This window comes from Romboutsia sp. Marseille-P6047 (assembly GCF_900604535.1).
Lineage (GTDB): Bacteria > Bacillota > Clostridia > Peptostreptococcales > Peptostreptococcaceae > Romboutsia_E.
This window is the reverse complement of record NZ_UWOT01000007.1, coordinates 41225-68103: the sequence shown is the minus strand read 5'-3', so window position 1 is coordinate 68103 and position 26879 is coordinate 41225. Positions and strand designations below refer to the sequence as shown.

At 26.1% G+C, this 26879-nt stretch carries 26 protein-coding genes and 1 riboswitch; of the genes, 22 read left to right on the top strand and 4 right to left on the bottom strand.

What is annotated here, in order from left to right; genetic code table 11:
* Positions 1-6: 6 nt before the first annotated feature.
* The 4 genes from EIH23_RS08860 (at position 7) to moaC (ending at position 2829) form a co-directional block, all read left to right on the top strand.
* Positions 7-813: an XdhC family protein gene (locus tag EIH23_RS08860; protein ID WP_122639935.1), complete on the top strand. Its 807-nt coding sequence runs from the start codon at positions 7-9 to the stop codon at positions 811-813.
* Between the two features lie 64 nt (positions 814-877).
* Positions 878-1384: a MogA/MoaB family molybdenum cofactor biosynthesis protein gene (locus EIH23_RS08855; protein WP_122639934.1), complete on the top strand. Its 507-nt coding sequence runs from the start codon at positions 878-880 to the stop codon at positions 1382-1384.
* A 15-nt stretch (positions 1385-1399) separates the two neighbouring features.
* The gene (gene moaA, locus EIH23_RS08850) at positions 1400-2359 is read left to right on the top strand and encodes a GTP 3',8-cyclase MoaA (RefSeq protein WP_122639933.1); all 960 of its coding nucleotides are present in this window, start codon (positions 1400-1402) and stop codon (positions 2357-2359) included.
* A gap of 2 nt (positions 2360-2361) precedes the next feature.
* Positions 2362-2829: a cyclic pyranopterin monophosphate synthase MoaC gene (moaC, locus tag EIH23_RS08845; protein WP_122639932.1), complete on the top strand. Its 468-nt coding sequence runs from the start codon at positions 2362-2364 to the stop codon at positions 2827-2829.
* Positions 2830-2982: 153 nt separating this feature from the next.
* Here the strand turns inward: moaC and EIH23_RS08840 are convergent, their stop codons facing one another.
* Positions 2983-4266 carry an NCS2 family permease gene (locus EIH23_RS08840; RefSeq protein ID WP_122639931.1) on the bottom strand — a complete coding sequence of 428 codons (1284 nt, stop codon included), beginning with the start codon at positions 4264-4266 and terminating at the stop codon, positions 2983-2985.
* A gap of 140 nt (positions 4267-4406) precedes the next feature.
* Between EIH23_RS08840 and EIH23_RS08835 the strand changes: the two genes are divergently transcribed.
* From EIH23_RS08835 to EIH23_RS08785, 12 genes are all read left to right on the top strand, one after another.
* Positions 4407-6506: a DEAD/DEAH box helicase gene (locus EIH23_RS08835; RefSeq protein WP_122639930.1), complete on the top strand. Its 2100-nt coding sequence runs from the start codon at positions 4407-4409 to the stop codon at positions 6504-6506.
* A 43-nt stretch (positions 6507-6549) separates the two neighbouring features.
* Complete coding sequence (locus tag EIH23_RS08830; RefSeq protein ID WP_122639929.1) at positions 6550-7227, top strand: HAD family hydrolase; 678 nt, start codon at positions 6550-6552, stop codon at positions 7225-7227.
* A 219-nt stretch (positions 7228-7446) separates the two neighbouring features.
* On the top strand, positions 7447-8277 hold the full coding sequence (locus EIH23_RS08825) for a thymidylate synthase (protein ID WP_122639928.1): 831 nt from the start codon (positions 7447-7449) through the stop codon (positions 8275-8277).
* A gap of 12 nt (positions 8278-8289) precedes the next feature.
* Entirely contained in the window at positions 8290-8778 is a 489-nt protein-coding gene (locus EIH23_RS08820; RefSeq protein ID WP_122639927.1) for a dihydrofolate reductase, read from the top strand.
* A 67-nt stretch (positions 8779-8845) separates the two neighbouring features.
* Positions 8846-11242 carry a ligand-binding sensor domain-containing protein gene (locus tag EIH23_RS08815; RefSeq protein WP_243113363.1) on the top strand — a complete coding sequence of 799 codons (2397 nt, stop codon included), beginning with the start codon at positions 8846-8848 and terminating at the stop codon, positions 11240-11242.
* A gap of 25 nt (positions 11243-11267) precedes the next feature.
* Positions 11268-12029 carry a sensor histidine kinase gene (locus tag EIH23_RS16595; RefSeq protein ID WP_243113362.1) on the top strand — a complete coding sequence of 254 codons (762 nt, stop codon included), beginning with the start codon at positions 11268-11270 and terminating at the stop codon, positions 12027-12029.
* A 69-nt stretch (positions 12030-12098) separates the two neighbouring features.
* Positions 12099-12157, top strand: a riboswitch (Fluoride riboswitch).
* A 42-nt stretch (positions 12158-12199) separates the two neighbouring features.
* Complete coding sequence (locus EIH23_RS08810) at positions 12200-13423, top strand: cation:proton antiporter (protein WP_122639926.1); 1224 nt, start codon at positions 12200-12202, stop codon at positions 13421-13423.
* 52 nt (positions 13424-13475) lie between these two features.
* Positions 13476-14126, top strand: coding sequence for a pentapeptide repeat-containing protein (locus EIH23_RS08805; RefSeq protein ID WP_122639925.1), 651 nt, complete (start codon positions 13476-13478; stop codon positions 14124-14126).
* Between the two features lie 153 nt (positions 14127-14279).
* Positions 14280-14729 carry a hypothetical protein gene (locus EIH23_RS08800; RefSeq protein ID WP_122639924.1) on the top strand — a complete coding sequence of 150 codons (450 nt, stop codon included), beginning with the start codon at positions 14280-14282 and terminating at the stop codon, positions 14727-14729.
* 21 nt (positions 14730-14750) lie between these two features.
* Positions 14751-15179 (top strand): MarR family winged helix-turn-helix transcriptional regulator, encoded by a 429-nt coding sequence (locus tag EIH23_RS08795; RefSeq protein ID WP_122639923.1) that lies wholly within the window; start codon positions 14751-14753, stop codon positions 15177-15179.
* A 3-nt stretch (positions 15180-15182) separates the two neighbouring features.
* On the top strand, positions 15183-15578 hold the full coding sequence (locus EIH23_RS08790; RefSeq protein ID WP_122639922.1) for an HsmA family protein: 396 nt from the start codon (positions 15183-15185) through the stop codon (positions 15576-15578).
* Positions 15579-15668: 90 nt separating this feature from the next.
* Positions 15669-16217, top strand: a complete 549-nt coding sequence (locus tag EIH23_RS08785; protein ID WP_122639921.1) for a hypothetical protein — start codon at positions 15669-15671, stop codon at positions 16215-16217.
* 48 nt (positions 16218-16265) lie between these two features.
* On the opposite strand, the gene EIH23_RS08780 is transcribed toward EIH23_RS08785, so the two are convergent.
* A complete protein-coding gene (locus EIH23_RS08780) occupies positions 16266-16784 on the bottom strand; it encodes an ECF transporter S component (protein WP_122639920.1) in 519 nt (172 codons plus the stop codon).
* Positions 16785-16996: 212 nt separating this feature from the next.
* On the opposite strand from EIH23_RS08780, the gene EIH23_RS08775 reads away from it, so the two are divergent.
* The 5 genes from EIH23_RS08775 (at position 16997) to EIH23_RS08760 (ending at position 25172) form a co-directional block, all read left to right on the top strand.
* A complete protein-coding gene (locus EIH23_RS08775) occupies positions 16997-19924 on the top strand; it encodes an insulinase family protein (protein ID WP_122639919.1) in 2928 nt (975 codons plus the stop codon).
* 151 nt (positions 19925-20075) lie between these two features.
* Positions 20076-20210, top strand: a complete 135-nt coding sequence (locus EIH23_RS16745) for a hypothetical protein (protein WP_279265847.1) — start codon at positions 20076-20078, stop codon at positions 20208-20210.
* A 180-nt stretch (positions 20211-20390) separates the two neighbouring features.
* Positions 20391-22883, top strand: a complete 2493-nt coding sequence (locus tag EIH23_RS08770; protein WP_122639918.1) for a heavy metal translocating P-type ATPase — start codon at positions 20391-20393, stop codon at positions 22881-22883.
* Between the two features lie 353 nt (positions 22884-23236).
* A complete protein-coding gene (locus EIH23_RS08765) occupies positions 23237-23911 on the top strand; it encodes a response regulator transcription factor (protein WP_122639917.1) in 675 nt (224 codons plus the stop codon).
* Complete coding sequence (locus EIH23_RS08760; RefSeq protein ID WP_122639916.1) at positions 23892-25172, top strand: sensor histidine kinase; 1281 nt, start codon at positions 23892-23894, stop codon at positions 25170-25172. The genes EIH23_RS08765 and EIH23_RS08760 overlap by 20 nt, the downstream gene beginning before the upstream one ends.
* A 185-nt stretch (positions 25173-25357) precedes the next feature.
* Here EIH23_RS08760 and EIH23_RS08755 read toward each other — a convergent pair whose 3' ends face one another.
* Positions 25358-25894 carry a permease gene (locus tag EIH23_RS08755; protein ID WP_122639915.1) on the bottom strand — a complete coding sequence of 179 codons (537 nt, stop codon included), beginning with the start codon at positions 25892-25894 and terminating at the stop codon, positions 25358-25360.
* Positions 25891-26370 carry a permease gene (locus tag EIH23_RS08750; RefSeq protein ID WP_122639914.1) on the bottom strand — a complete coding sequence of 160 codons (480 nt, stop codon included), beginning with the start codon at positions 26368-26370 and terminating at the stop codon, positions 25891-25893. Before EIH23_RS08750 ends, EIH23_RS08755 begins: the two co-directional genes overlap by 4 nt.
* A gap of 144 nt (positions 26371-26514) precedes the next feature.
* On the opposite strand from EIH23_RS08750, the gene EIH23_RS08745 reads away from it, so the two are divergent.
* Positions 26515-26751: a hypothetical protein gene (locus EIH23_RS08745; protein WP_122639913.1), complete on the top strand. Its 237-nt coding sequence runs from the start codon at positions 26515-26517 to the stop codon at positions 26749-26751.
* Positions 26752-26879 lie beyond the last annotated feature (128 nt).

Below are 26879 nucleotides of genomic sequence, written 5' to 3'. Positions count from 1 at the left end.
GAAAATATGCATGAAATAATTCTATCAAAAATAAATAATGAAGTTAAGTTAGGTAATAAAGTAGCATTAGCTATAATTACAGATGTACAAGGATCGAGCCCTGGAAAACAAGGAGCAACACTTGCATATTTCTCCAACGGAAGTACAATTGGAACTGTTGGGGGAGGTATTTTAGAACATGAAATTATAAATAAATGCAAAGTATGTTTAAAAAGTGGAGAAGATGCCAACTTTATCCATTCGTTGATAAAGTCGTCAGAAGAGACACCAATGGAATGTGGTGGAAATGTAAAAGGATATATAAAAGTATTTAAGCCTAAACCAAGATTAATTATAATTGGAGGAGGACATGTTGGATATTCATTATATGAGATTTCAAATACTTTAGATTTTTATACAATAATAGTAGATGATAGAGAAGAATTTGCAAATAAAGAAAGATTTAAAAAAGCAGACGAAGTTTATAGTGGTAGTATAAAGAATATACTTAACAATATAAAAATAGATGAAAATACTTATATAGTTATAGCTACAAGAGGATATGAAAAGGATATAGAAGCTCTAAGAGAAATAATTAATAAAAATGCTTCTTATATAGGAATGATAGGAAGTTTAAAAAAATGGACAACACTGAAAAAAACTTTAATAGAAGAAGGAATAGATGAAAATTTATTAAATTCTGTTTATGCACCAGTTGGTCTTAACATATCATCAAATGATGTAAATGAAATCGCATTTGGAATAATGGCAGAGTTACTACTAGTTAAAAATAATGGGAATTTAGAACATAGGAAATATAAAAAATGTAAATAAAGGTTAAATTTAGAAGATATATGAGATATTTTAATATATAATAAAATTATAAAGAGGTGATTTTATGTTTAAGGTAGCAATTATAACATTAAGCGATAAAGGATATGAAGGTAAGAGAGAAGATATAACAGGTGAGAAAATTAAAGAATATATAGAGGATACAGGTCTATATAAAGTTGTACATTATACATTAATAAAAGATGATAAAGATATGTTAGCTAATGAACTTATTGATATATGTGATAATAATAAGGCAGACTTAGTATTAACTAATGGAGGTACAGGATTTTCAAAAAGAGATATAACGCCAGAAGGGACTAAGGAAGTTGTAGAAAGAGAAATACCAGGAATTAGTGAATACATGAGAATGATGTCATCTCATATAACTAAAAAAGCTATATTAAGTAGGGGTGTGAGTGGTATAAGAAAAAATACTATAATAATAAATTTACCAGGAAGTCCAAAAGGTGCTATAGAAAATTTAAGCTTTGTCATTGATGAATTAGGCCATGGAATAGAAATTTTAAGAGGAGATGCTAGTGAGTGTGCAACTACTATTAAAGATAATTAATAAAGAGGAAAAGCAATGATAGATAAATATGGAAGAAATATAGATTATCTTAGGATATCACTTACTGATAAGTGTAACCTAAGATGTATTTATTGTATGCCATCTGATGTGAACCATAAAGATGGGTATATAAATAACAGTTTGAGCGTAGATGAATATAAGTTTGTAATAAAATCAATGGCAAATGTAGGAATTAAAAAATTAAGATTTACAGGTGGAGAGCCTACTTTGTATCCTGGACTAAATGAATTAATTAGGTTCGCTAAGAATGAATGTAATATAAATGATATAGCTATAACTACAAATGGTATAAATCTTGGCAAAATAGTATCTCAGTTAAAGATAAGTGGATTAAATAAGGTAAACATAAGTTTAGACTCTTTAAAAGAATACAAGTACAAGTCTATTACTAGAGGTGGAGATTTAAAAGTGGTTCTAGAAAGTATAAACACTTGTCTAAGAGAAGGTATAAAAGTAAAAATAAACTGTGTAGCTATAAAAGGGTTTAATGATGATGAAGTATATGATTTTATAGAGTTAACTAAATATAATCCAATAGATGTAAGATTTATAGAACTAATGCCTATAGGAGAAGCAAAAAACATATATGAAAGTGGATATATGAATGTAAATGAAATTATTAACACAGTTGATAGCTTAAATAAGATAGAGTGTGAACAAGGCTCTCCTGCTAAATATTATAAATATAATAATTCAAAAGGTAGGGTAGGAATAATAACTCCACTTAGCTGTAGTTTCTGCAAGGAATGTAATAGGATAAGAGTTACATATGATGGTAGAATTAAATTATGTCTTCATTCAAAAGAAGAGATAGATATAAAAGATTATCTTAATAAGCCACTAATATTTAGAGAAGTTTTAAAGGATATAATTCTATCAAAGCCAGAAAAACATGAATTAATTGAAAAGAAAAGTAGTAAAACAAATAGAAAAATGTATCAAATAGGAGGGTAAATATGTTAACTCATATAAATGAAAAGGGCTATGCAAAAATGGTTGATATAAGTGATAAAGATAATACTGTAAGAGTAGCTACAGCAAGTGCAACTATTACAATGAGTGAAGAAGCATTATATAAAATAAAAAACGGGCAAATAAAAAAAGGGGATGTACTTTCTGTAGCACAAGTAGCAGGGATAATGGGCGCAAAAAATACATCTAATAATATACCTATGTGTCATCAAATTAATTTAGTTGGTTGTGATTTAGATTTTGAAATTCAAGAAGAAAACTCTTTAATAAAAATATATGCAACTTGTAAAAGCTTAGGTAAAACTGGTGTGGAGATGGAAGCTTTAAATGCTTGTTCTATAGCAGCTTTAACAATATATGATATGTGTAAGGCAGTTGACAAAAGAATGGTAATAAGTGATATACATTTAATAGAGAAAACAGGTGGAAAATCAGGAGATTTTAAATTTTAATAAGTCTGAAGAAATTAATCTTAAAATAGTATAAAAAGTAGGATAAATTATAAATAATATAGAACTTAAAATTAAAAATAAAAGGAGTATCTGAGTTATATTTTACACAATAGTAAATAACAGACACTCCTTTATTTTATATTAATGAAGTAATTACATTGATGTGCTTAATATAAAGTTTAATAAAAATAAACCTGTTAATATATACATTGCAGGAGAAACTTTCTTGTATTGATTAGAAGCTATATTCAGTATAGTGTAAATTATAAATCCTGAAGCTATACCATTTACTATATTATAAGTAAGAGGTATAACTGTAATAATAATAGCTATAGATATTGTTTCTATAATATCTCCTTTTTCTAAATCAAAGAAAGTTTGAATCATAAGTATACCTATAAAAATAAGTACGGAACTTATAACACTGTTTGGTATAAGCTTTAATACTGGTATTAAAAATAAGGATAATAAAAATAATATTCCAGATGTTAAAGCTGATACTTTGCCTTTCCCTCCAGAGCTTATACCAGAAAAGTTTTCTGCAGCAACTATAGTTGGGCTTGTACCAAATACACCAGCAATCATGTTTGAAATACCAGCTAAAGCAAATGTCCTTTGGAAGCTTTCTTCCTTATTTAAAGTTCCTAACATTCCATATAAAATACCCATATTTTCAAATACTATAACCACAGTTATTGATAATACAGCCATAAAAAATGGTACTGTAAATATATCTCTAAATGATAAATTTAAAAATACATTTTTAAACTCGTTTATATTGAAAGCAGTAAAATCTAAATTATCTAATGAAGTTATATTCATAATTATGGCTAATGCTGTTCCAATAAGAATACTTATAAGTATACCGCCACTAACTTTTCTCAAATCTAGTATGAATATTATAAGTAAAGTTATTAAAGTTAAGATAACTTCTTTACTACCTAAGTTTCCAAGACCTACTAAGGTATTTTCATTACTAATTACAAGTCCACTTTTTTGAAGACCTATGAATAAAATTAAGAAACCTACACCAGCGGTTATTGCATGTTTTAAATTATTTGGTATTGATTTCATAAGTATTGGTGTTATTTTAGTACTTGCAATTATAGTGAAAATTATGCCACTTACAAATACTGCAGCTAAGGCAGATTGCCAGCTAAGTCCCATTGAATTTACAATTGTGTAAGTAAATAGTGAGTTAATACCCATTCCAGGTACTACTATAAATGGTGTGTTTGAAACTAGCCCCATTAAAAATGTTGAGACTGCACAAGTAAATATAGTTGCTATCATAGCAGCATCTGAACTGATACCAGCATCTGATAGTATGAGAGCATTAGTCATTATGATATAAGCACTTGATATAAAAGTCGTCATACCAGCTAATACCTCTGTTTTGATATTGTTTTGTTGAAGTGTTAATGTTTGTTGATTCATGCCTCTTTCCTTTTTATTGTGTATCCCTCGCCCTCCCACATATGAAATATGCCTATATATAGTATCATTAAAAAATTTAATTGTCTAGTAAATAATAATTTATTTTTGTATAATTATAAGAATGAAAGAGTGGTGATTAAATGGATATTAATATAATAAAAAATATAATAGAATTTAATAGTGATAGAACTAGATATAATAGTGGTTTTACATCATATAAAAGAAATTTAGTAAGAGATAGTTATTCAAAAGAAGATGAAGGAATATTTACTTTTTATGGAACTGTCTTAGATGAGTATTCAAATAAAAGTTATACTAGTATTATAATGATTAATAGCAAGACTAGAGCGATTTTAAACTATAGCTGTGACTGTAAAGATTTTATTTCAAGAGATAGTCAACCTAAAATCTGTTCGCACATAGTAGCAACAGTGTTGAGTGGCACTGATAGTTTAAATAAAAAAGAAGATTTTGCATATAAAGAAAATATTGATAATATAATAGATCCAAGTTTGACATTTAATACAAGTCAGTCTAGAGGTGGTTATATAGGTGTAGATTTAGATATAGATGGAATAAATAAAAATGAATATAGAAGAATTTTTAATTCATATAAAGAAAATAAAAAACTACACAGGTTATCTACGGGGAGTTATTTAGATTTAAAAAATAAAGACTTGATAAATGTATTTAAAATTATAGATACATTAGGTATATATATTGACTTTGATAATATGAAAATACCAAATAATAAGTCAATGTATCTAGAAAATGTAATAGAGAAAGAAAATATAGATTTTGTAGTTGGAAAGAATTATATAACTAATATTTCTAAACGATACAAAAAAGTATCTAAGTTTAAACATGAAATTCCAATTAATTTAAATGCAAAATTAAGAGATTATCAAATTAAAGGTTTCGATTATTTAAATACTTTATCAGACTATGAATTTGGAGGAATTTTAGCTGATGAAATGGGTCTGGGTAAAACATTACAAGCAATATCGTTTTTACTTTATAAGAAGGAAAAAAAGAGTATTGTTATTACTCCAACTGCGTTAATACATAATTGGAAAAATGAATTTGAAAAGTTTGCACCAAGTTTAAATATAGGATTGGCTCATGGAAATAAGGCAGAAAGAGAAAAAATAATAAGTAGGGCTAATGACTATGATATAGTACTTACAACTTATAATACTTATAGAAATGATCAAGAGCAATATAAAGGTATTAAATTTGATTATTGTTTTATAGACGAAGCTCAAAATATAAAAAATCCAGATTCTATAATTTCTAAAACTATAAAAGGTGTAAATGCAAAAATTAAGTTTGCTCTTACAGGTACTCCAATAGAAAATAATCTAATAGAGTTATGGTCTATATTTGATTTCATAATGCCTAATTATCTTTATTCTAAAGAAAGATTTAAAAATATATTTGTAAATGATGAAAAAAATAGAGAAGAGCTAAAAAGAATGATACAACCTTTTATATTAAGAAGAACTAAAACTGAAGTTATAAAAGAATTGCCAGATAAGATAGAACATAAGTATTATATTGAATTAGAAAAAGAACATAAAAGAGCTTATATAGGATTTGTAAAGCTAATAAAGAATAAGATAAAAGAAATTAGCAATGATAATATATCTATATTTTCTTATTTAACAAAGCTTAGACAGTTAGTATTGGCACCAGAAATTATGGTTAAAAATTATAAAGGCAAGAATTCTAAGATTGATATATTATTTAATATAATAGATGAAAATAAAGATAGAAAAATACTTGTATTTTCTCAGTTTACTAAGGTTTTAAATTTAATAGAAGACAAATTAAATGAAAAAAATATATCATATAGCTACTTAGATGGAAAAACTAATGCGAAAGATAGAATAAGATTAGTTGATGAGTTTAATGCAAATGAGAATATTAAAATATTTTTAATATCATTAAAAGCCGGTGGAACAGGACTTAACTTAACAAGTGCATCTATGGTAATACATTTTGATCCTTGGTGGAACCCTTCTGTTGAAAATCAAGCTAGTGATAGGGCACATAGAATTGGTCAAAAAAATGTTGTAGATGTAGTTAAACTAATAGCAAAAGATACTGTTGAAGAGAGAGTTGTTGGCCTTCAAGAAAGTAAAAAAGATTTAATTGATAACGTTATAGATAATAATTTAGAAGATAGTAGTATTCTTAAGAACTTATCAAAAGATAATTTAATAGATTTATTCATGTAATTCTGATAATATACAAAGTAAGTATATTAAAATGGAGGGAAAAATGGAGAATATAAAGGGGATTATATTTGATATGGATGGAGTACTCATAGATACAGAAAAAATATCATTTGAATGCTGGGTTAAAGCATTTAAAAAGTATGGGTATAACTATAATATGGATGTACATACATCAATTATTGGAAGAAATAATGAAAGTATAAGAAATGTACTGGGACAAACTTATGGTATAGAATTTCCGTTAGATGATATTTATGAATGTAGAACTAAATATATGAATGAATATTTAGAATTAAATGGAACACCATCTAAATTAGGAGTACATGAATTACTAAGATTTTTGAAAGAAAATGAATATAAGATTGCATTAGCAACATCAACTAATAGGAAAAGAGCTATTAAGAGATTAGAAAGTGCAGGAATAGAAAATGTTTTTGATGGTATTATATGTGGAGATGAAGTAGAAAATTCTAAGCCAAATCCAGAAATATTTTTAAAAGCTGCGAAAAAATTAGGGCTTAGACCAGAAGAATGTATGGTTGTAGAAGATTCACCAGCTGGAATAGAAGCAGGATATAATGGAGGCATGACCGTAATACATGTTCCAGATATGATAGAACCTAGTGAAGAAATGAAAATGAAATCTTCATATATATTTGAAAATTTATTTATGGTAAAACAGTACTTAGAAGAATATAAGCAAAACGCGTATACTGTATAAAAATTTTGTAATTATAGTAAGTATAAAATATTTCTTCCTTAAAAATAAAAGTAATTAATTGAATATTGTCTATCTTACATTATAAAAGAACAAAAAGAACAAATTAATTTGTTCTTTTTTGTTTTTATAAATTATAATCTATATAATATAAAAAACGATGATAAAATTCAGTATTTATTATATAATAAAAAAGAATATTAATCGGAGGTAGTATAAATTATGAATAAAGCAGATAAAATTTTTAAAGATACAATGAGAACAATATTAGCAGAAGGTACTAAAGATAAAGGACCAAGACCGTACTATCCATCAGATCATGCACCAGCTCATAGTACTTTTATAACTCATCAAGTACATACTTATGATATAGATAAAGGTGAATTACCAATAATAACACTAAGACCAATTGCTATAAAAAATGCAATAAAAGAAATACTTTGGATATACCAAGATCAAACTAGTAGTCTAGATATATTAAAAAATAAGTATAATATACATTGGTGGGACGAATGGGAAAGTAAAGACAGACCTGGAACTATTGGCCAAAGATATGGAGCAACAGTTAAAAAGTATAACCTTATGAATAATCTTTTAGAAGGAATAAAAAAGGATCCTTATGGAAGAAGACATATAATGAACTTATGGCAAGAAGAAGATTTTAAAGAAACTGACGGATTAAAGCCTTGTGCATATGAAACAATATGGACTGTTAGAGGTGACTATTTAGACATGTCATTAACTCAAAGAAGTTCTGATTTTATAGTTGCAGGTCATATTAATGGAATGCAGTACACAGCCTTATTAATGATGGTAGCTAGACATTGTGGTCTAAAGCCAGGTAAATTTACTCATTATATAATAAATCTTCATTTATATGATAGACATGAAGAAAATGCAAAAATAATGTTAGAAAGAGAACCTATTAACTGTCAACCAAAGTTAATATTAAATCCAGAAAAAACTGATTTTTACTCATTCACAATAGATGACTTTGAATTAGTTGGATATGAGAGTGTTAAACCTCAGTTAAAATTTGAATTAGCAATATAAAGAGAGGTAGACATGATAAAAATTATAGTAGCAGTAGATAAAAATGGTGCAATAGGAAGAGATAATGACCTTTTATTTCATATAAAAGATGATTTAAAAAACTTTAAAAAATTAACATCAGGAAATATAGTAGTAATGGGAAGAAATACATGGGAATCACTACCAGTAAGGCCTTTACCAAATAGAGAAAATATAGTACTTACAACTTCAGGAAAATCTTATGAAGGTGCTAAAGTATTTACTAATTTTGATGAATTAAAAAATTATTTAGATAATGAAGATAGAGATGTATATATAATAGGAGGTGCATCTATCTACAATCAAATACTAGATAAGAATATTGCAGACGAAGCACATGTAACATTTGTAAATGAGATAGTTAAGGATGCAGATACTTTTATATCAATAGATAAATTAAAAGAACTATTTCCTAATGAAAGTTATATAACAACTTTCGAAGAAGATAATATAAGTGCAGATTATATAGTCCTTTCTAAGTAAATAATATAGGGTGGCTTTGTAGCTACCCTATATTTATATATAAAATCAAGTGTTTTAGGAGATGAGTATGATTAAGAAATTATTAAAAATCCCTATTATATTCTGTTTATTATTACTTTTTGTGTATAAAGATGTTTATGCATATGATGATAATATTCAGTTTAATAGCATAACGACGATAGACGGTTTATCTCAATCAACGGCAGAGTCAATATACCAAGACAGTAAAGGATATATATGGATAGGTACTAATGATGGTCTTAATAGATATGATGGATATAATTTTAAAGTATATAAATATGGAAAAGATTCAAAGACAAGCATAGCGAGTAATTATATTTTTTCTATAAAAGAAGATTTAGATGGAAATATATGGGTTGGAACTATATCTGGAGTAAGTAAAATAAGTAATAAAGATAACACAATTACTAATTATTATGAAGGAAAAGATAATGGTAATTTATCAAGTAATAATGGAGCGGATATATTAGTAACTGATGATGGAAGGGTGTTAGTTGGAACTGAAAATGGATTAAATTTATATAACCCCAAAACAGATAGTTTTGATAGAATACTTGATGATGAAGATACATTAACATGTCAAGATATATACAGTTTGGCTCAAGATGAGAATAAAGATATATGGATAGGAACATATTTTGGTTTAAATAAGATTGATGTAAGTGAAAAAACAATACAAAAATTTTACAGCACAGAAGATGAAAACTCTATAAGTGAAAATTGTATTTATAAAGTATATAGTGATAGAAATGGATATGTATGGGTAGGAACAGAAAGTAAAGGATTAAATAAAATAAATATAAATACAAATGAAATAACTGTATATCAAAATGTTGAAGGTGATGAAACATCTCTTCAAGGCGGTTACGTTACAAATATATTAAGAGATAAAAGTGGAGCTATATGGGTATGTACAGATGAAGGATTATCAAAATATATAGAAGAAAGTGACAGCTTCATAACTTATCAAAATAAGTTATATGATAGATATAGTTTATTAAATAATCAAACATTTGGAATACTGGAAGATAATAATGGACTGATTTGGGTCGGTACTTACTCAGGAATAAATATATTTGACCCTAATAATAAGGTAGAACATTATAAAAATTCAATAGACAATGATAAATCATTAAATGATAATGTAATTCACGGATTATATGAAGATAATGATGGATATCTATGGGGAGGTACAAAATCTGGTGGAATAAATATAATATCTAGAAATAATAGAGATGTTATTAAAGTCATTGATCAAGAAGATGGTTTATCAGATAGTAGCATAAATTTTATAGTTGGAGAAGACGATTATGTATGGGTAGCTACTAGAAATGGGCTAAATAGAATTGATAAGCAAGATTACTCTATAAAAAAATATAGTGAAGATAATGGGTTACTAAATAATAATATAAAAGTGCTAATGTTAGATAGTAAAGGATATTTATGGATAGGCTCACCTAGTGGAGTTAATATATTAGATACAAAAACTGAAAAAATAATAAGTTTAAATGATAAATTTGAAAAATATGGTATAGAAGATAATTATGTCAAATCTATATATGAGTTAAGAGATGGAAGTTATTTAATTGGAACATTTAAACAAGGTTATACTATAAGACTAGATATTAATAAAAATATAATAAATGTTTATAGAGAGAATAAAGAAGATATAGGATCAACAACTATATATGCTTTTTATGAAGATGATAATTACATCTGGATAGGAACTAGTTATGGTCTTAATAGAATAAATAAAGAAACTGAAGAATATAAAAAATATACAGAATTAGATGGTTTATGTAATGATAATATATATTCTATAATAGCTGATGATAATAATAACTTATGGATGAGTACTAATTATGGAATTTCTGTACTAAACCCTAAAAGTGAAAGATTTATTAATTATAGTATTATGGATGGGCTTCAAAGCAATGAGTTTAATGCAGGTGCTTATTATAAAAATAAAGGCGGAGAAATAATGTTTGGTGGGATTAATGGATTTAATACATTTAATCCAAAAGATATGAAAAAAGGAAATAGTAATACAAAAGTTGTTTTTGAAGAATTTGAAGTAGATGGAAAAAGTTATACAGATATAAGTAATATGAAACTTTCTAATAATTCTAATTTAACTATAAAATTCTTTTTCCCAGACTATACTGATACTAATAATACTAAATATTTTTATAAAATAGACGGGATAGATGAAAAATGGAGTTTATCAGATGGAAATAAAATAATATATAGAAATTTAAACTATGGAGAATATACTTTTAAGATAAGGGCAGTAGATCATAATGGTGTAATTAGTGATGAATCTAATTTTACATTTTATGTAAAACCTCATATATTATTTAGTCCTATTGCCTATATAATTTATACAATATTAATAATAGTTGTCATTTATATAAATAGAACAAAAAGTAAAAAGATTAGATAGATTGGTAAAAAATAGGACTATAGAATTGAATAATGAGATGAATAAAAATAAGGAATTGTTTGATAAAGTAATAAAGTTGGAACGTAATAAAAATAATTATTTTGTAAATTTATCTCATGAATTAAGAACGCCTTTAAATGTAATATCTAGTACGCAACAACTGTTATTAGAGTTTAATAAAAGGAAAAATGGAATAGAAAGAGATCGCTTAGATTACCATATAAATGTGATGAGAAATAACACTAAAAGGTTACTTAATCTTATAAATAATATAATAGATACATCTAAAGTAGAACATGGAAATTATCATATAGATTTAAGAGATGAGGATATAGTATATATAGTAGAAGAAGCAGCTCTAGATATGAAAGATTATATAGAAGCTAATAATATAGAATTAATTATAGATCCGCATATAGAAGAAAAAATTATAGAGTGTGATAGAAGAGAAATTGAAAGATGTATAATTAATTTAATTGATAATGCTAGAAAGTTTACACCACCAGGAGGAAAAATAGAAGTAAAAATATATGATTTAAAAGAAAAAATCAAGATAACAGTAAGAGATACTGGTAGTGGTATAGATGTAGATAATCAAAAATATATATTTGATAGATTTAATCAAGTTATAGATCACAGTTCTGAAAGTAAGGGAGAAAGCGGTTTAGGGCTTACTATAACTAAACATATTATAGATATGCATAATGGAGAGATTTTTGTAGAAAGTGAATTAAATAAAGGGAGTACTTTTACAATAATACTTCCAGTCAAAGTTAATAAAATATAACTTACGATAAATTATATTTTGTTAATATTTACAATTATATATAATTCTGATAAAATTAAATGTAAGAATAACTAAATCGGCGATGGAGTTCGCCTTAAAGTGCGAAAGCTAATGACTCCTACTCTCTAATTGAGGGTAGGAGTCTATTTTTTTGAAAATAGGAGGAGTGTATGTTTTTAATATTAAGTTTAGTAATAATAGGGTTTATAGCAAGTTTTAGTGGTCAAGTAGCTGAAAAATTAAAGCTACCATCACTTATAGGAATGATGATAGTTGGTATGTTAATAGGGCCATCATTTTTTGATTTTGTACCAAAAGAAGTCTTAAATTTATCGCCAACATTAAAAGATATTGCTTTAGTTACAGTTTTATTTATAGGAGGTCTTGGAATAAATATATCTCAAATAAAAAGGATAGGTAGACCAGCTTTACTTTTGAGTATACTACCAGCAACGTTAGAAGGATTTGCTGTAGCATATTTATCTATGATATTTTTAGATTTTACTTTTACACAAGGAGCTATCTTAGGTTTTATTATAGCTGCAGTTAGCCCTGCAGTATTAATACCATCTATGGTATCGTTGATAGAGAGAAAAATAGGTCAAGATAAAGCAATACCACAAATGCTATTAGTTGGTGCAAGTGCAGATGATACTATAGCGATAACTTTATTTACAACATTCTTAGGTATATATATTCAGAGTAATAGTGGTGAAAAAATATCAATATTTAATCAAATTATCAGTATACCATTAACAATTATATTTAGTTTATTTGTAGGATATATAGTTTTTAAATTAAGTAGGATATTAATAGAAAAGTCTAAAAATAAATATATAAAATCATTAATACCATTTGCTATATGTTTAATAATGAGACTTGTAGAAAAAAGTTTATATGTTGAGATATTTAATTCATTATTAACTGTTATGATTTATGGATTTTTTATAAGAAATTATACTAATGATAGTTCTCAAGTAATTTTAAATAGTATGAACTCTATTTGGAGAATAGGTAAATTATATTTATTTACTTTTGTTGGAATGGCAATTAATCCAAATGTAGTTGGAAAATACTTCTTTGGTGGAGTAGTTATTCTAAGTATTTCTCTATTTATAAGGTCAATAGGGGTATTATTAGCTCTTACAGGTACAAATCTAAATAAAAAAGAAAGAATATTTTGTATTATAGCTTATCTACCTAAAGCAACTGTGCAATCAGCTAAAGCTAATATACCTTTGCAAATGGGAGTAGTAGGTGGAGATATAATGCAGGCTATAGCAATATTAAGTGTGCTAATTACAGCACCTATAGGTGCTATTGGTATAAAGTTAACTAGTGATAAGTTATTGAGTTTAGAAAGTGAGAATATAGAAAAAGCTTTATCTTATTAAATATAGTCTATATGGTAAAATATTATAAAATACATTAAGATTGGATGATGAAATGAACAAGAAGACAAAGATACAAAAACCTAAAATTTTAAATAACCTGTATAAATATACAAGTGAAGAAGTTTTAGATAAAATATTTGATTACGAAACGGTAGAGGATGCATTAATTGATGATGATAAAATACATGATATAAGTGAAGTAAGTATTAGATTAAATGGCTGTGTATTTAGAAATGTAGTTTTTGAAAATTGTGATTTTAGAAAAATTGATATGGTAGATGTTATATTTGAAAATTGTGATTTATCTAATATAGATTTTTCAAACAGTGGAATATATAGAGTTGAATTTATAAATTGTAAATTAGTAGGAAGTTTATTTAATGATTGTATTTTAAAAAGTGTAGTTTTTAAAGAAACTATGGGAAGATATTTGAATTTAGCATTTTCAAAATTTAAAGGAATTAATATTATTAATTCGGATTTTAGTTATTCTGTCTTTCAAGAGGTCGAAAATGAAGGTATGTATCTAGAAAATTCAAATTTAATAAAAACTGTATTTACAGGAATATCCTTAAATGATGTAGATTTTACAACTAGTAATATAGATGGTATAGAATTAAGGCTAAAAGATGTTCAAGGAGGAGTTTTTTCTGTAGAACAAGCTTTAGACTTAACAAAATTAATGGGTATAGTTATAAGATAAAAAAATAAGTTATCTCTAAGTAAATGAGATAACTTATTTTTTTATAGTAAATATTATTATAATAATTTTATTGACAAAAATGATTTATAGTAATAAAATAGTTTGCATAGAAACTAATCGGTTTGCATAAGAACTAAGTTGGGAGGTCATAAAATGGGTAACATAATAAAAGCAAATAAAAAAACACTATTATTAGTAGCAGGATTAGTATGGTTAGTAGCAGGATTTAGAGTATTCACACTAGGTCAAATAGATGTAAATAACAATAATGCAAATATAATAATAATTTTAGGAATAGCTATAGTAGTTTATTATTTATTCTTTAACTTTATTTTTAGTAAGATGTTGAAAAAACATATTAAAAGAATTTTAAGTCACGAGTCAGAAAGAAGATGTATATTTGCCTTTTTTGATAAGAAAAGTTATATAATAATGGGATGTATGATGTTTTTTGGAATTACAATAAGAAGTTTAAATATATTTAATCCAGTTTATTTAGGCAGTTTTTATATGGGCCTTGGAGGTGCATTATTTACATCTGGTGTGCTTTTTTTAATAAATTGTTTTAACTTTGAAAATACTAAATTAAAATACAATAATTAATGATAGGGAGAGTACATTTAAGTGAAATACGATTCATTTGAAATAGCAATGTTGATAAAAGAAATATATGCAAGTACCATAGAGATTGTAAATGATAATTTAAAAGAAAGTAGTCTTACACATCAGCAAACTATGGTTATAAAGTTAATAGCTCATAAAGGAAAGATTACGATATCAGAATTATGTAAAGAGATGTCATTAGCAAAAGGAACCGTATCAGGTATAGTCAGTAGATTAGAAGCGGCTGATTATGTTAAAAAATTTAAACTAGAAAATGACAAAAGAAATACTTATATAGAGTTTTCAAATAAAGGATTAGAATACGCTAAAAACTTTAGACATGATATAAATAGGAGTTTTGATAAAATATTTGAAAATTTTACTGATGAAGAAGTAAAAGAAACGAAAGAAAGTTTAATTAAATTAAGAAATAAATTAAAAGGAGAATAAAAGATGAATAGTACTTTAATATTTGCAATAGTTACAATAACTTTAGCTTTAGTATTTTATACAATAGGTGTATTTGGAGAGAGAAGATCAAAGAGTCTTAATAAAACTCATTTAATTTTATTTTGGTTAGGATTAATATGTGATACAACAGGAACTATGATTATGAGTAAAATAGCTAAATCTGGAATGGCTATAGGTGATGTGGCAACTCAAACATTACATGGTTTAACAGGATTTTTAGCAATCGTATTAATGTTATTTCATGCACTTTGGGCAACTTATGTTTTAGTTAAGAATGATGAAAAAAGAAAAGCTACCTTCCACAAATTTAGTATAGTTGTTTGGGTTATATGGCTAGTACCATATGCAATAGGAATGATAATAGGAATGGGAAGATAGTATTAAAATTTTTATTAGGATGAAAATAATATTAACTTTAAATTGGCATAATATAAAATAATACTAACATTTTTTTTAGGAGATAATCATATGAGTAAGATAAAAAATAATGTTATATATGTATTAATTATATTATTGCTTTTAATGTCTGTAATTTTAAATATTTCTTTATCTAAAAATTTAAAAGATGTTTTTAATTATCAGTCTCAATGTTTGGTGAATGTAGCTGATTACAACTCTGATTTGAGTGAAGTCGTAAATGGAAGCAAAGAAAATGAAAGTAAAAACAAAGCTATTTATAATGCAAAAGAGCATTGGGATGATTTAAGAGGATTTATGATAAATTCTAGAAATTATACTTTAAATACAGTATTATTAAGAAAATACCTTAGTAAAGTAGATGGAACTATGATTAATATATCTGATAAATTAAATGCTATTTTACTTAAGGATGTAAATGATTTAAGTAATGAAGATAAAGATTTTTTAAACAAATTTATTAACTTAACTAGTAGTATACAAAAAGAAGGTAGCGATATGAGATCAAAAGTAAATTTCATGATACCAATATACACTAATTTTAAAGTAAGAGGAAATTTGAATAATATAGTAGACACAATTATAGGTTCTCAAATATAAAAAGTCTATCTGATACTATATTAATAATAAAAGTATCAGATAGACTTTTTATATTTGACTATGTTTTTTTAAAGATTTTATATAGTTTATATTGCTCAAAGACTGATATATTGGAAGTGATACAATTATACTTACAATTCCTTGTATGGAGTTTGATGGTATAGATGTTGATGAAACCGCAAAACTTCCTTCTAAAAATGCTCCAGCTATAAAGTATCCTAATACCATAATTATTGCACCTATAATAGTTGATGATACATTTTTAAAAATTGTATCACCTTTTTTTGCTAACATTCCAACTATATATCCTTCAAGTCCTTTTATAATAAATGTAAATAAAGCCCAATGTGTATAACCACTTAAAATGTCTGCAAAAGCGGAACCCATACCTCCAGCTAAAAATCCAGATATAGGGCCAAATAAAATTGAAGTAACAAATATAATTGAATCACCTATATTAACATAACCATGAGTTCCTGGAACAGGTATTTGTATAGCCATTGTAGATATGCAAACTAAGGCTATCATAAGTCCATTTAGTACTATTTTTTTTGTTTTATTGTTCATAATAACCTCCGAATTTATAAATAAATTTAATAACTTAATTATATTGAATTACAAAATAGAAAACAATAAATATTGTACTGATACAATTGTAAATTTAAAAATAAATATTATATAAGAATAAAAAATAAATATTTAAGGTTTACCAAAAAATAGGGTATAACTATAATATAAATATAGGAAAATATATATACAAAGAAAAATAGGAGGTAAAAATGGAATATAAAATAGGTAAATTATATAATGGTTTCATTTTAAAGAGTGAAGAATATATAGAAGAAGTTAATTCAAAAGCTAAAATATTTGAACATGAAAAAACAGGAGCAAGACTTTTACATATGGAAAATGATGATAGTAATAAAGTCTTTGCAATAGGATTTAAGACTCCTCCTAATGATAGTACTGGAGTTATGCATATATTAGAACATAGTGTGTTATGTGGATCAAGAAAATTCCCTACAAAAGAACCATTTGTAGAACTAGTAAAAGGATCTTTGAATACATTTTTAAATGCTATGACTTATCCTGATAAAACAATATATCCAATAGCAAGTCAAAATGATAAAGATTTCTTTAACTTAATGGATGTTTATTTAGATGCTGTATTTTTCCCTAATATATATAACACTAAGGAAATTTTAATGCAAGAAGGTTGGCATTATGATCTTGAGAATAAAGATGAGGATTTAACTTATAAAGGCGTAGTTTATAATGAAATGAAAGGGGCATTTTCTTCTCCAGAAGGTATACTTTTAAGAAGAATACAACAAACATTGTTCCCTGATAACACTTACTATAACGAGTCAGGAGGAGATCCTAAGAATATACCAGATTTAACTTACGAACAGTTTATAGATACTCATAAAAAGTACTATCATCCATCGAATAGCTATATTTTCTTATATGGAGATGGAAACTTAGAAAAACAACTGGAGTTTATAAATGATAATTACTTATCTAAATTTGATAAGATAGAAGTTGATGCAGATATAAAACCACAAGATGCTTATAATGAAATGAAAGAAGTAAATTACTCATACTCTATATCCATGGAAGATGATGATAAAGAAAAAACTTACTTAGCATTAAATTATGTAACAGGTAGGTCTACAGATGATGATGTTTATACAGGATTAAATATATTAGAATATTTATTATTAGAAACAGAAGGTGCACCACTTAAAAAAGCATTAATAGATGCAGAGATAGGAAAAGATGTATTTGGTAGTTTTGATAATGGGATATTACAACCAGTATTTAGTATAATCGTTAAAAATAGTGATATAGATAAAAAAGAAGAATTTAAAAGAATTGTATATGATACACTTAATGATCTTGTGAAAAACGGTATAGATAAAAAATTAATAGAAGGTTGTATAAATGTATTTGAATTTAAACTAAGAGAAGGCGATACAGGAAGTTATCCAAAAGGTCTTATATATTATATGAATGCTATGGATACATGGCTTTATGGTGGAGATCCACTTATGCATATAAAATATGAAAAGGCTATAGAAAATGTAAAAAAGGCACTTACAAGTAACTATTTCGAAAATCTTATACAAAAATATATTTTAGATAATAATCATTCTTCTTTACTTGTACTAAAGCCAGAAAAAGGGTTAGCTGAAAAAGAAGATGAAGAATTAAAAGCAAAGCTTAAATTATATAAAGAGAGATTAAATGATGAAGAATTAGATAAAATAGTTGAAGAAACACAAAGTTTAATACTACGTCAGAGTACACCTGACTTACCAGAAGTCCTAGAGACCATACCAATGTTATCTATAGAGGATATAGGAAAAGAGGTAGAAGATTTAAGTATAGAAGAAAGTAAGTATAATGATATAGACTTACTTCATTTTAGATCATTTACTAGCAATATAGCTTACTTAAATTTTATGTTTTATGCAAAATGTATTAAAGAAGAAGATATACCATATTTTAGCTTATTATGTAACTTACTTACTAAGGTAGATACTAAAACTTATGATTATAAAGAATTATCAAATGAAATACTTATAAACACAGGAGATTTATTCTTCAAAAACGTAGTATATTCAAATGATAAGGATATAAATAAATTTTATCCATTCATAGAGGCTCATATTAAAGTAATGGACGATAAGTGTAGAAAGTCAATAGATATACTATCTGATATAATAGAAAATACACTATTTGAAGATAGTAAAAGAATAAGAGAAATTATAAGAGAACTAATTTCTAGAATAGAGATGAATCTAATGCAAGCTGGTCATCAAGTAGCTAATGCTAGACTTACATCATATTTCTCTCCAACTGCATCTTATTTAGAAAAAATATCAGGATATGATTATTATGAATTTTTAAAGAATATAGAGAAAAACTTTGATAGTGAGTTTGATAATCTTAAAGAAAAATTATATGAACTTCAAAAAACTATATTTAATAAAAATAACTTAACTGTATCAATTACAGGAGAAGAGAAAGAAGTAAATCTATTAAAAGAAAATTTAGATAGATTAACCAATATATTAAGTAATGAAAAACTAGAAGCTTATGAGTATAAATTTGTAAATAAGCAAAAAAATGAAGGATTGATGACTCCTGCAAATGTACAGTATGTTGCTAAAGGATATAACTATAAAGAATTAGGGTATGATTATAGTGGTAGTATGCTAGTACTAAAAACTATACTTGGATATGATTATCTTTGGAATAATGTCAGAGTAAAAGGTGGAGCATATGGGGCTATGAGTAATATAAATAGAGAAGGAAGCATGATATTTGTATCTTATAGAGATCCTAACTTAGTAAATACTCTTAATGCTTATGAAGGTGCAGGAAACTATTTAGAAAACTTTGATATATCTGATAGAGAAATGACAAAATATATAATAGGAACAATCAGTAATTTAGATACGCCACTTATGCCTTATTATAAAGGAATGAAAGCAACTTCAATGTTTATTAGAAATATTACTAATGCTGATCGAAAGAAAGAAAGAGAAGAAGTTTTAAATACTAAGGTTGAGGATATAAAATCTTATTCAGAAATAGTTGATAAAGTTATGAATAAGGATTATTTAGCAGTTGTTGGTAATGAAAAAGAAATAAAAGATAATAAAGATTTATTTAAAAATTTAGTAAATGTTTTAAAATAATATATGAGCCTGAAAAGATGTATAAAAAGTAATAAATTATAATATTTACTATAAATCTAAAACTATAATTATTAAAACCTTAGTTTTTGTCAACTTAGGTCATCAAAAATCATATTTATATAATAAGAAATATAAATATGGAGGGTTGTATATGTCTAGAAAGAAAAAATCATCTTCAGGTAAGAATGGAAAGAAATCTACACAAAAGGCTACTAGCAATTCTAATAATGAAATGATGCAAGAATTAAAAAAACAATTAATACAAAAATTAATATCAAAATTATAAGATATAAAAAGCACATCAAAATAAGGTGTGCTTTTTTTATGTAATAAAGCAAGTAAAAACAACCTAAATGGGAAAAATTATATAGAATAAAAATTTTTAATTGATTTTTGAGAAAAAATGATTTAACATACCCTTAAGGGGTATATAATAATTATAAAATAAATAGAAAGGAAGATTGATATGAGTTCAAATAAAATAAATGAAACGTATAAAATAACAGGTATGACCTGTGCAGCATGTGCTAAAGCTGTAGAAAGAGTAGTTAGAAAGTTAGACGGTGTAGAAGAGCAAAGTGTAAACATAGCTACAGAGAAATTAAATATAGTTTACGATAATTCTAAAGTAAGCTTTGATACAATTAAAGGGGTAATAGAAAAAGCAGGGTATGGAGTTGACGTTGAAGAAGATAACAAGTCTATAGAAATGAAGATTGAAGGAATGACTTGTGCATCATGTGCTAAAGCTGTAGAAAGAGTAGTTAAGAAGTTTGATGGAATACAATCTATAAATGTAAATATAGCTACAGATAAAGCAACAATAATCTATAACCCATCTTTAGTAAAGTTATCTCAAATAAAAGGAGCTATAGAAAAGGCTGGGTATAAACCAATTGAGGAAGAAAAAAGTTTAAATATAGATGAGGATAAACTAAAAAAAGAGAAAGAGATGAAGACTTTATTTACTAAGTTTATAATAGCAACTGTATTTGCTATACCTTTATTTTATATAGCAATGGGGCCTATGATACCAAAGCCTATAGGACCATGGCCATTACCAAGAATATTAAATCCTATGACTCATACTTTAAATTATGCACTAATACAATTATTATTAGTATTACCAGTTATGGGTGCCGGATATAAGTTTTATATACATGGATTTAAGTCTTTGTTTGCAAAAAGTCCTAATATGGATACATTAGTTGCAATAGGTACAAGTGCAGCGTTTTTATACAGTTTATATACAACTATTCAAATAGCTAATGGTAGTATAGTAGGTATGCACCATCATCAACTTTACTATGAAAGTGCGGGTATAATAATAGCACTTATATTACTTGGTAAATATTTTGAATCAAGATCAAAAGGTAAAACATCAGAAGCAATTAAAAAGCTTATGGGTCTTCAACCTAAAACTGCAATATTAATAATAAATGGAAATGAAGTTGAAACTCCAATTGATGAAGTTATGGTTGGAGATATAATATTAGTAAAACCAGGTGAAAAGATACCCGTAGATGGTATAGTAATAGAAGGAAGTACTTCAGTAGATGAATCAATGTTAACAGGAGAAAGTATACCTGTAGAAAAAACTATAGGTTCTAAAGTTACTGGAGCAAGTATAAATAAAAATGGTAGTATTAAATTTAAAGCAGAAAAGGTTGGAAGCGATACAGCTTTAGCTCAAATAGTAAAATTAGTAGAAGATGCCCAAGGTACTAAAGCTCCAATAGCAAAACTTGCAGATACAGTATCAGGATATTTTGTTCCTATAGTAATGACTATAGCAGTAATTTCTGCATTAGCATGGTGGATATTTGGAGGAAAAGACTTAGTATTTGTACTTACTATATTTATATCAGTACTTGTTATAGCTTGTCCTTGTGCACTAGGCCTTGCAACTCCAACTGCTATAATGGTTGGAACAGGAAAAGGTGCTGAAAATGGAATACTTATAAAAGGTGGAGAAGCACTAGAACTTGCACATAAAATTGATACAATAATATTTGATAAAACAGGAACAATAACAGAAGGTAAGCCTAGGGTTACTGATATAATAACTTCTAATAATATAGATGAAGACTACTTATTAAGTTTAGCAGCAAGTGCAGAAAAAAATTCAGAACATCCATTAGGAGAAGCTATAGTTAGGTTTGGAGAAGAGAAAAGCTTAGAGTTTAAAAATATACAAGAATTTAAAGCTATACCGGGCCATGGTATAGAAGTTGTAATAGATAATAAATCTATATTGCTTGGAAATAAAAAACTTATGGTTGAAAATAAAATTGATCTATGTAGTTTAGAAAATGAATCTGATAAATTAGCAAGTGAAGGTAAAACTCCAATGTATATATCAATAGATAATTCCATTGGTGGAATAATTGCTGTAGCAGATGTTGTAAAAGAAAGTAGTAAAAAAGCTATAGAAACATTACACAATATGGGAATAAAAGTTGCTATGGTTACGGGAGATAATAAGAAAACAGCACAAGCAATATCATCTCAATTTGGCATAGATATAGTTTTAGCAGAAGTTTTACCAGAAGATAAATCTAAAGAAGTTGAAAAGTTACAAAATGAAGGTAAGTTTGTAGCCATGGTAGGAGATGGTATAAACGATGCACCAGCATTAGCAAAGGCAGATATAGGTATAGCTATAGGTAGTGGTACGGATGTAGCTATGGAATCTGCAGATATAGTTCTTATGAAAAGTGATTTAATGGATGTGCCTAATGCAATAAAATTAAGTAATGCAACTATAAAAAATATAAAACAAAACTTATTTTGGGCATTTGGATATAATACAGTTGGAATTCCAGTAGCTGCAGGCTTTTTATATATATTTGGAGGACCACTCTTAAATCCTATGATAGCAGCAGCGGCTATGAGTTTAAGCTCTGTATCAGTAGTTACAAATGCACTTAGATTAAAAGGATTTAAATTTAATAAATAGATAATGCTAAAAAGTTATTAAATTCTAAAAAATTACAAACCATTATGTATATAAGAATTAACATTATACATAATGGTTTTTTATATATTTAAATTTAGATTTATTTAAAGGGGGGGATAAATAATAATTGTAGGAAAGTTAATAAATTGCACAGTAATTTTACTATTAAAAGAGCCAATAATGAAACTTTTTGATGTCTTATGTAATAATGTATAAAGTTCTAAAGTCTAAGCTTTTATTACTTTCACGCTTATATCTGTAGAAAATAATTTTTAATCAAACTTTTCATATTAAATTCATATATGTAGGCTAAAATATAAATATACAAAACAATAAATGATAGGAGTGATCTAATGAGCGCATCTATATTAGTAGTAGAAGATGATGCAAATATACAAGAACTTATAGTTGAATTCCTAAGGGCAGAGGACTATAAAGTAGATTATGCAAGTGATGGACTAGAAGGAATTCAGCTTTTTAAGAAAAATAATTATGATTTAATCATATTAGATATAATGATGCCAAATTTAGATGGATACTCAGCTTGTAAGATGATAAGAAAGACATCTAATGTACCAATAATATTTTTAACAGCTTTAAATCAAGAGAATGATGAGTTAAAGGGATTTGAACTAGAATGTGATGATTATATAACCAAGCCTTTTTCATTTAATTTATTAATAAAAAGAGTACAAGCAGTTTTAAGAAGAAGTAATAGTTCCATAGAAAATAGTGACTGTTTAGATTTTGAAAAATTAAAACTAGACTTGAATACATATACGGTGAATGTAGATGGAAATATAGTAGAGTTAACTTTAAAAGAATTTAATATATTAAAAAGCTTAGTGGAAAAATATCCTCAAGTCATAACCAGAGAAAGCTTATTAGATAGTATATGGGGATATGATTATTATGGTGATACAAGAATAGTTGATGCACATATAAAAAATATAAGAAAAAAAATAGAATTACCATATATAAAAACTGTAAAAGGGATAGGATATACTCTTGAAAAAGATATTAAATAGATGGGAGAAAATAAGCATTAAATATAAGTTATTTCTTATAACTAGTGGTCTTCTTGTGGCCTTAGCTTTAATAATATATTTAATACTTTATAATTGGTTGCCTGTGTATTATCATAAATATAAAATAGAAACACTAGATAAAGAAATAACAACTTTGATAAAAAATGCTGCTTATGGAGATACAAAGGCATTAAAAGAAAATCTTGAGCATCTTGAAAATAATCAAAATCTATCTATAATTTTAAGTGAGCAAAATGGAAAATTTATATATGGATCAAATAAAATAGTTTCATTAAGAAGGATTGATATTTATAGCGGAAAAGATAATATAAAAACAAGCAAAAATAATAAATTAAAAGAGTATAGTATACATAGATATATAATTACAAATGATTCTGAAGTTCCATATAGGCTAGATGTAATGATGCCATTACAGCCCATTGATGAAGCAAGCCTTGTAATTAGAAATATAATGCCATATATATTATTAGTAGCAATACTTATAGGTATGATAGGTGCATTTATATATTCTTCAACAGTAACTAAACCGCTTATAAAAATAATTGAAAGTGAAAGAGAACAAGAGCAAAAAAGAAGAGATTTTATAGCTACTATATCTCATGAATTAAAGACTCCAATAACAATAATTAGTGGTCAAATAGAAGGTATGATTTATAATATAGGAAAATATAAAGATAGAGATACTTATCTTAGAAAATCATATGAAAGTACTCAGGAATTAAAAGAATTAGTTAATGAGATGATTGAAATATCTAAAACCGAAAATTTAAAGCAGGATTTAAATTTAAGTAGTATAAACTTAAGTAATCTTCTAGATAAGCTAGTAAAAAGACAAATTTTTTTAATTGAAGAAAAAAATTTAAAAATGGAACTAAATATAGATGAAAATATTACAGTAATTGCAGATGAAGAAAAAATAACTAGAGCAATTAATAACATAATTAATAATGCTATAAAATATTCACCAAGTGGAGAAAAATTAATAATAAGACTTTATAAAAAGAAAAGTGCTAGAACTATAAAGCCTTATTTAGAAGTAGAAAATACAGGTGTAACTATAGAAAAAAAATATATTAAAGAAATTTTTAATCCATTTTATAGAATAGAAAAGTCTAGAAATAGAAAAACTGGAGGTAGTGGATTAGGTCTTTACATAGTTAGTACTATATTAAGTGGACATGGATTTGAGTACAATATATATGGAAAGAATAATTCTGTAATATTTACTATTAAATTTTAAAAATTTATCTATGAAATTCAATAAGTTTTCATAAAAAATACATATTAAATTCATATATAAGTAGTAATATTAAATATGAAAAGACTAGCTTAAAACATAATAATACCCAAATCTATAATGGTAAGCTCCCTCACATCCTCCAAAAGTTTACCATTATAGAGAAAGAGGGCAATATTAAAATATTTTTATTTTGATATTCGCCCTTTTTCTATTGGAACATTTCTATTAACAATATAATCCACTATATATCCCATAATAATAACTCCAGGAATATCAATTAATAATCTAAGAAATGTAAACTTATAACCTAATGCACCGATTTCAAATAATAAAGTAGAAATTTTAATTACACACCAAGAGTTCATAAATATTATTATATTAGAAAATTTTACCCCTTTCTTCATAAGCACTGCTGTGAAAGGAAATGCTGCATACATAGGTCCTGCAGCAAATGCAGCTAGAGCAATAGATAAAACTATTCCTAATATACTTGAACCCTCACCCATATATTTCATCATAGATTCTCTAGATACCCATTCATCCATAAGTCCTAATAATAGCATAATAGGAGGAAGTACAGATATCATTTGTAAGAAACTACTTTTTGCATTATTAAAAGTATTTACTCCTAAATCATTATAAAATATAAGTAAAAATATCAAAATACAAGTAAATAATAATACAAATTTATACCTATTTAGTATATATTTTAATTTACTCATCCAAGCATCACTCCTATAAAAAAAGCAACTAAAAAAGAAAATAAAAAAGCTATAAAGTTTCTAACAAAAGCAGCCTTTTTACCTATATATTTAGCTTCTAATGTGAAGGTCATAACTCCTACTAATGTAAGAGTAGACACTAGAGCCGCAACTTGAGCATATCCTGCACCACTTTTAAGTAAAGCATCTGCTGTTGAAAAAGCCACAAATGTTGGCATAAGAACGGTCGAACCTACTATAGCAGAAAATAAAACCCCTAAAAATCCAGATTGTGAACCAATAAATTTAGATATAGTTTCGGTATCTAATAAAGATAATATTATTCCAACAATTATTATGATAGATAAAAATTGAGGCATTATATTTTCAAAAGATTTGAGTGCTTTAATAATTGCTTTTTTAGTTTTAGATTTATCTTTTATAAAAGATAAAATAAATAAAACAATAGCTATAGAATATAAAATATAAGACGTCATATCATAACCTCCAAATCTAAATCTATATTAATGTATGAAAAAAATATATAATAGTTAACAATATAGTTTTGATATATATGTTATAAGCAAATAATTTTATCGTTTTTGGAAAAAATAATAAAAAATATTAGAGGAGGCTTTGATATGGATAAAATGCAAAAAGAGCTTAATAACATGAAAAATGATGTAAAAGAAGGCATACAAAAAGTTGGCCATGCAGTAAAACATACAGCAAGTGATTTAAAATCAGATATGAAAGGTGCTATGGCATCTATAGAAATGAAAAAAGATGATCTTATGGAACAATATGAAGAAAAGAAATTTTCTAGAGAAATAAAAAAACAAATGGAAAAAGAATCTAAAAAGAATATGAAACACTAAATTATAGGTCTATCTTAGAAGATAGACCTATAATTTTATATTAATATAAATTATATCTAATAAATTTATATTAATGATTATCTTCATTATTTAATTAATAAAGTATTTGAAAATTTATAATAAGTTAA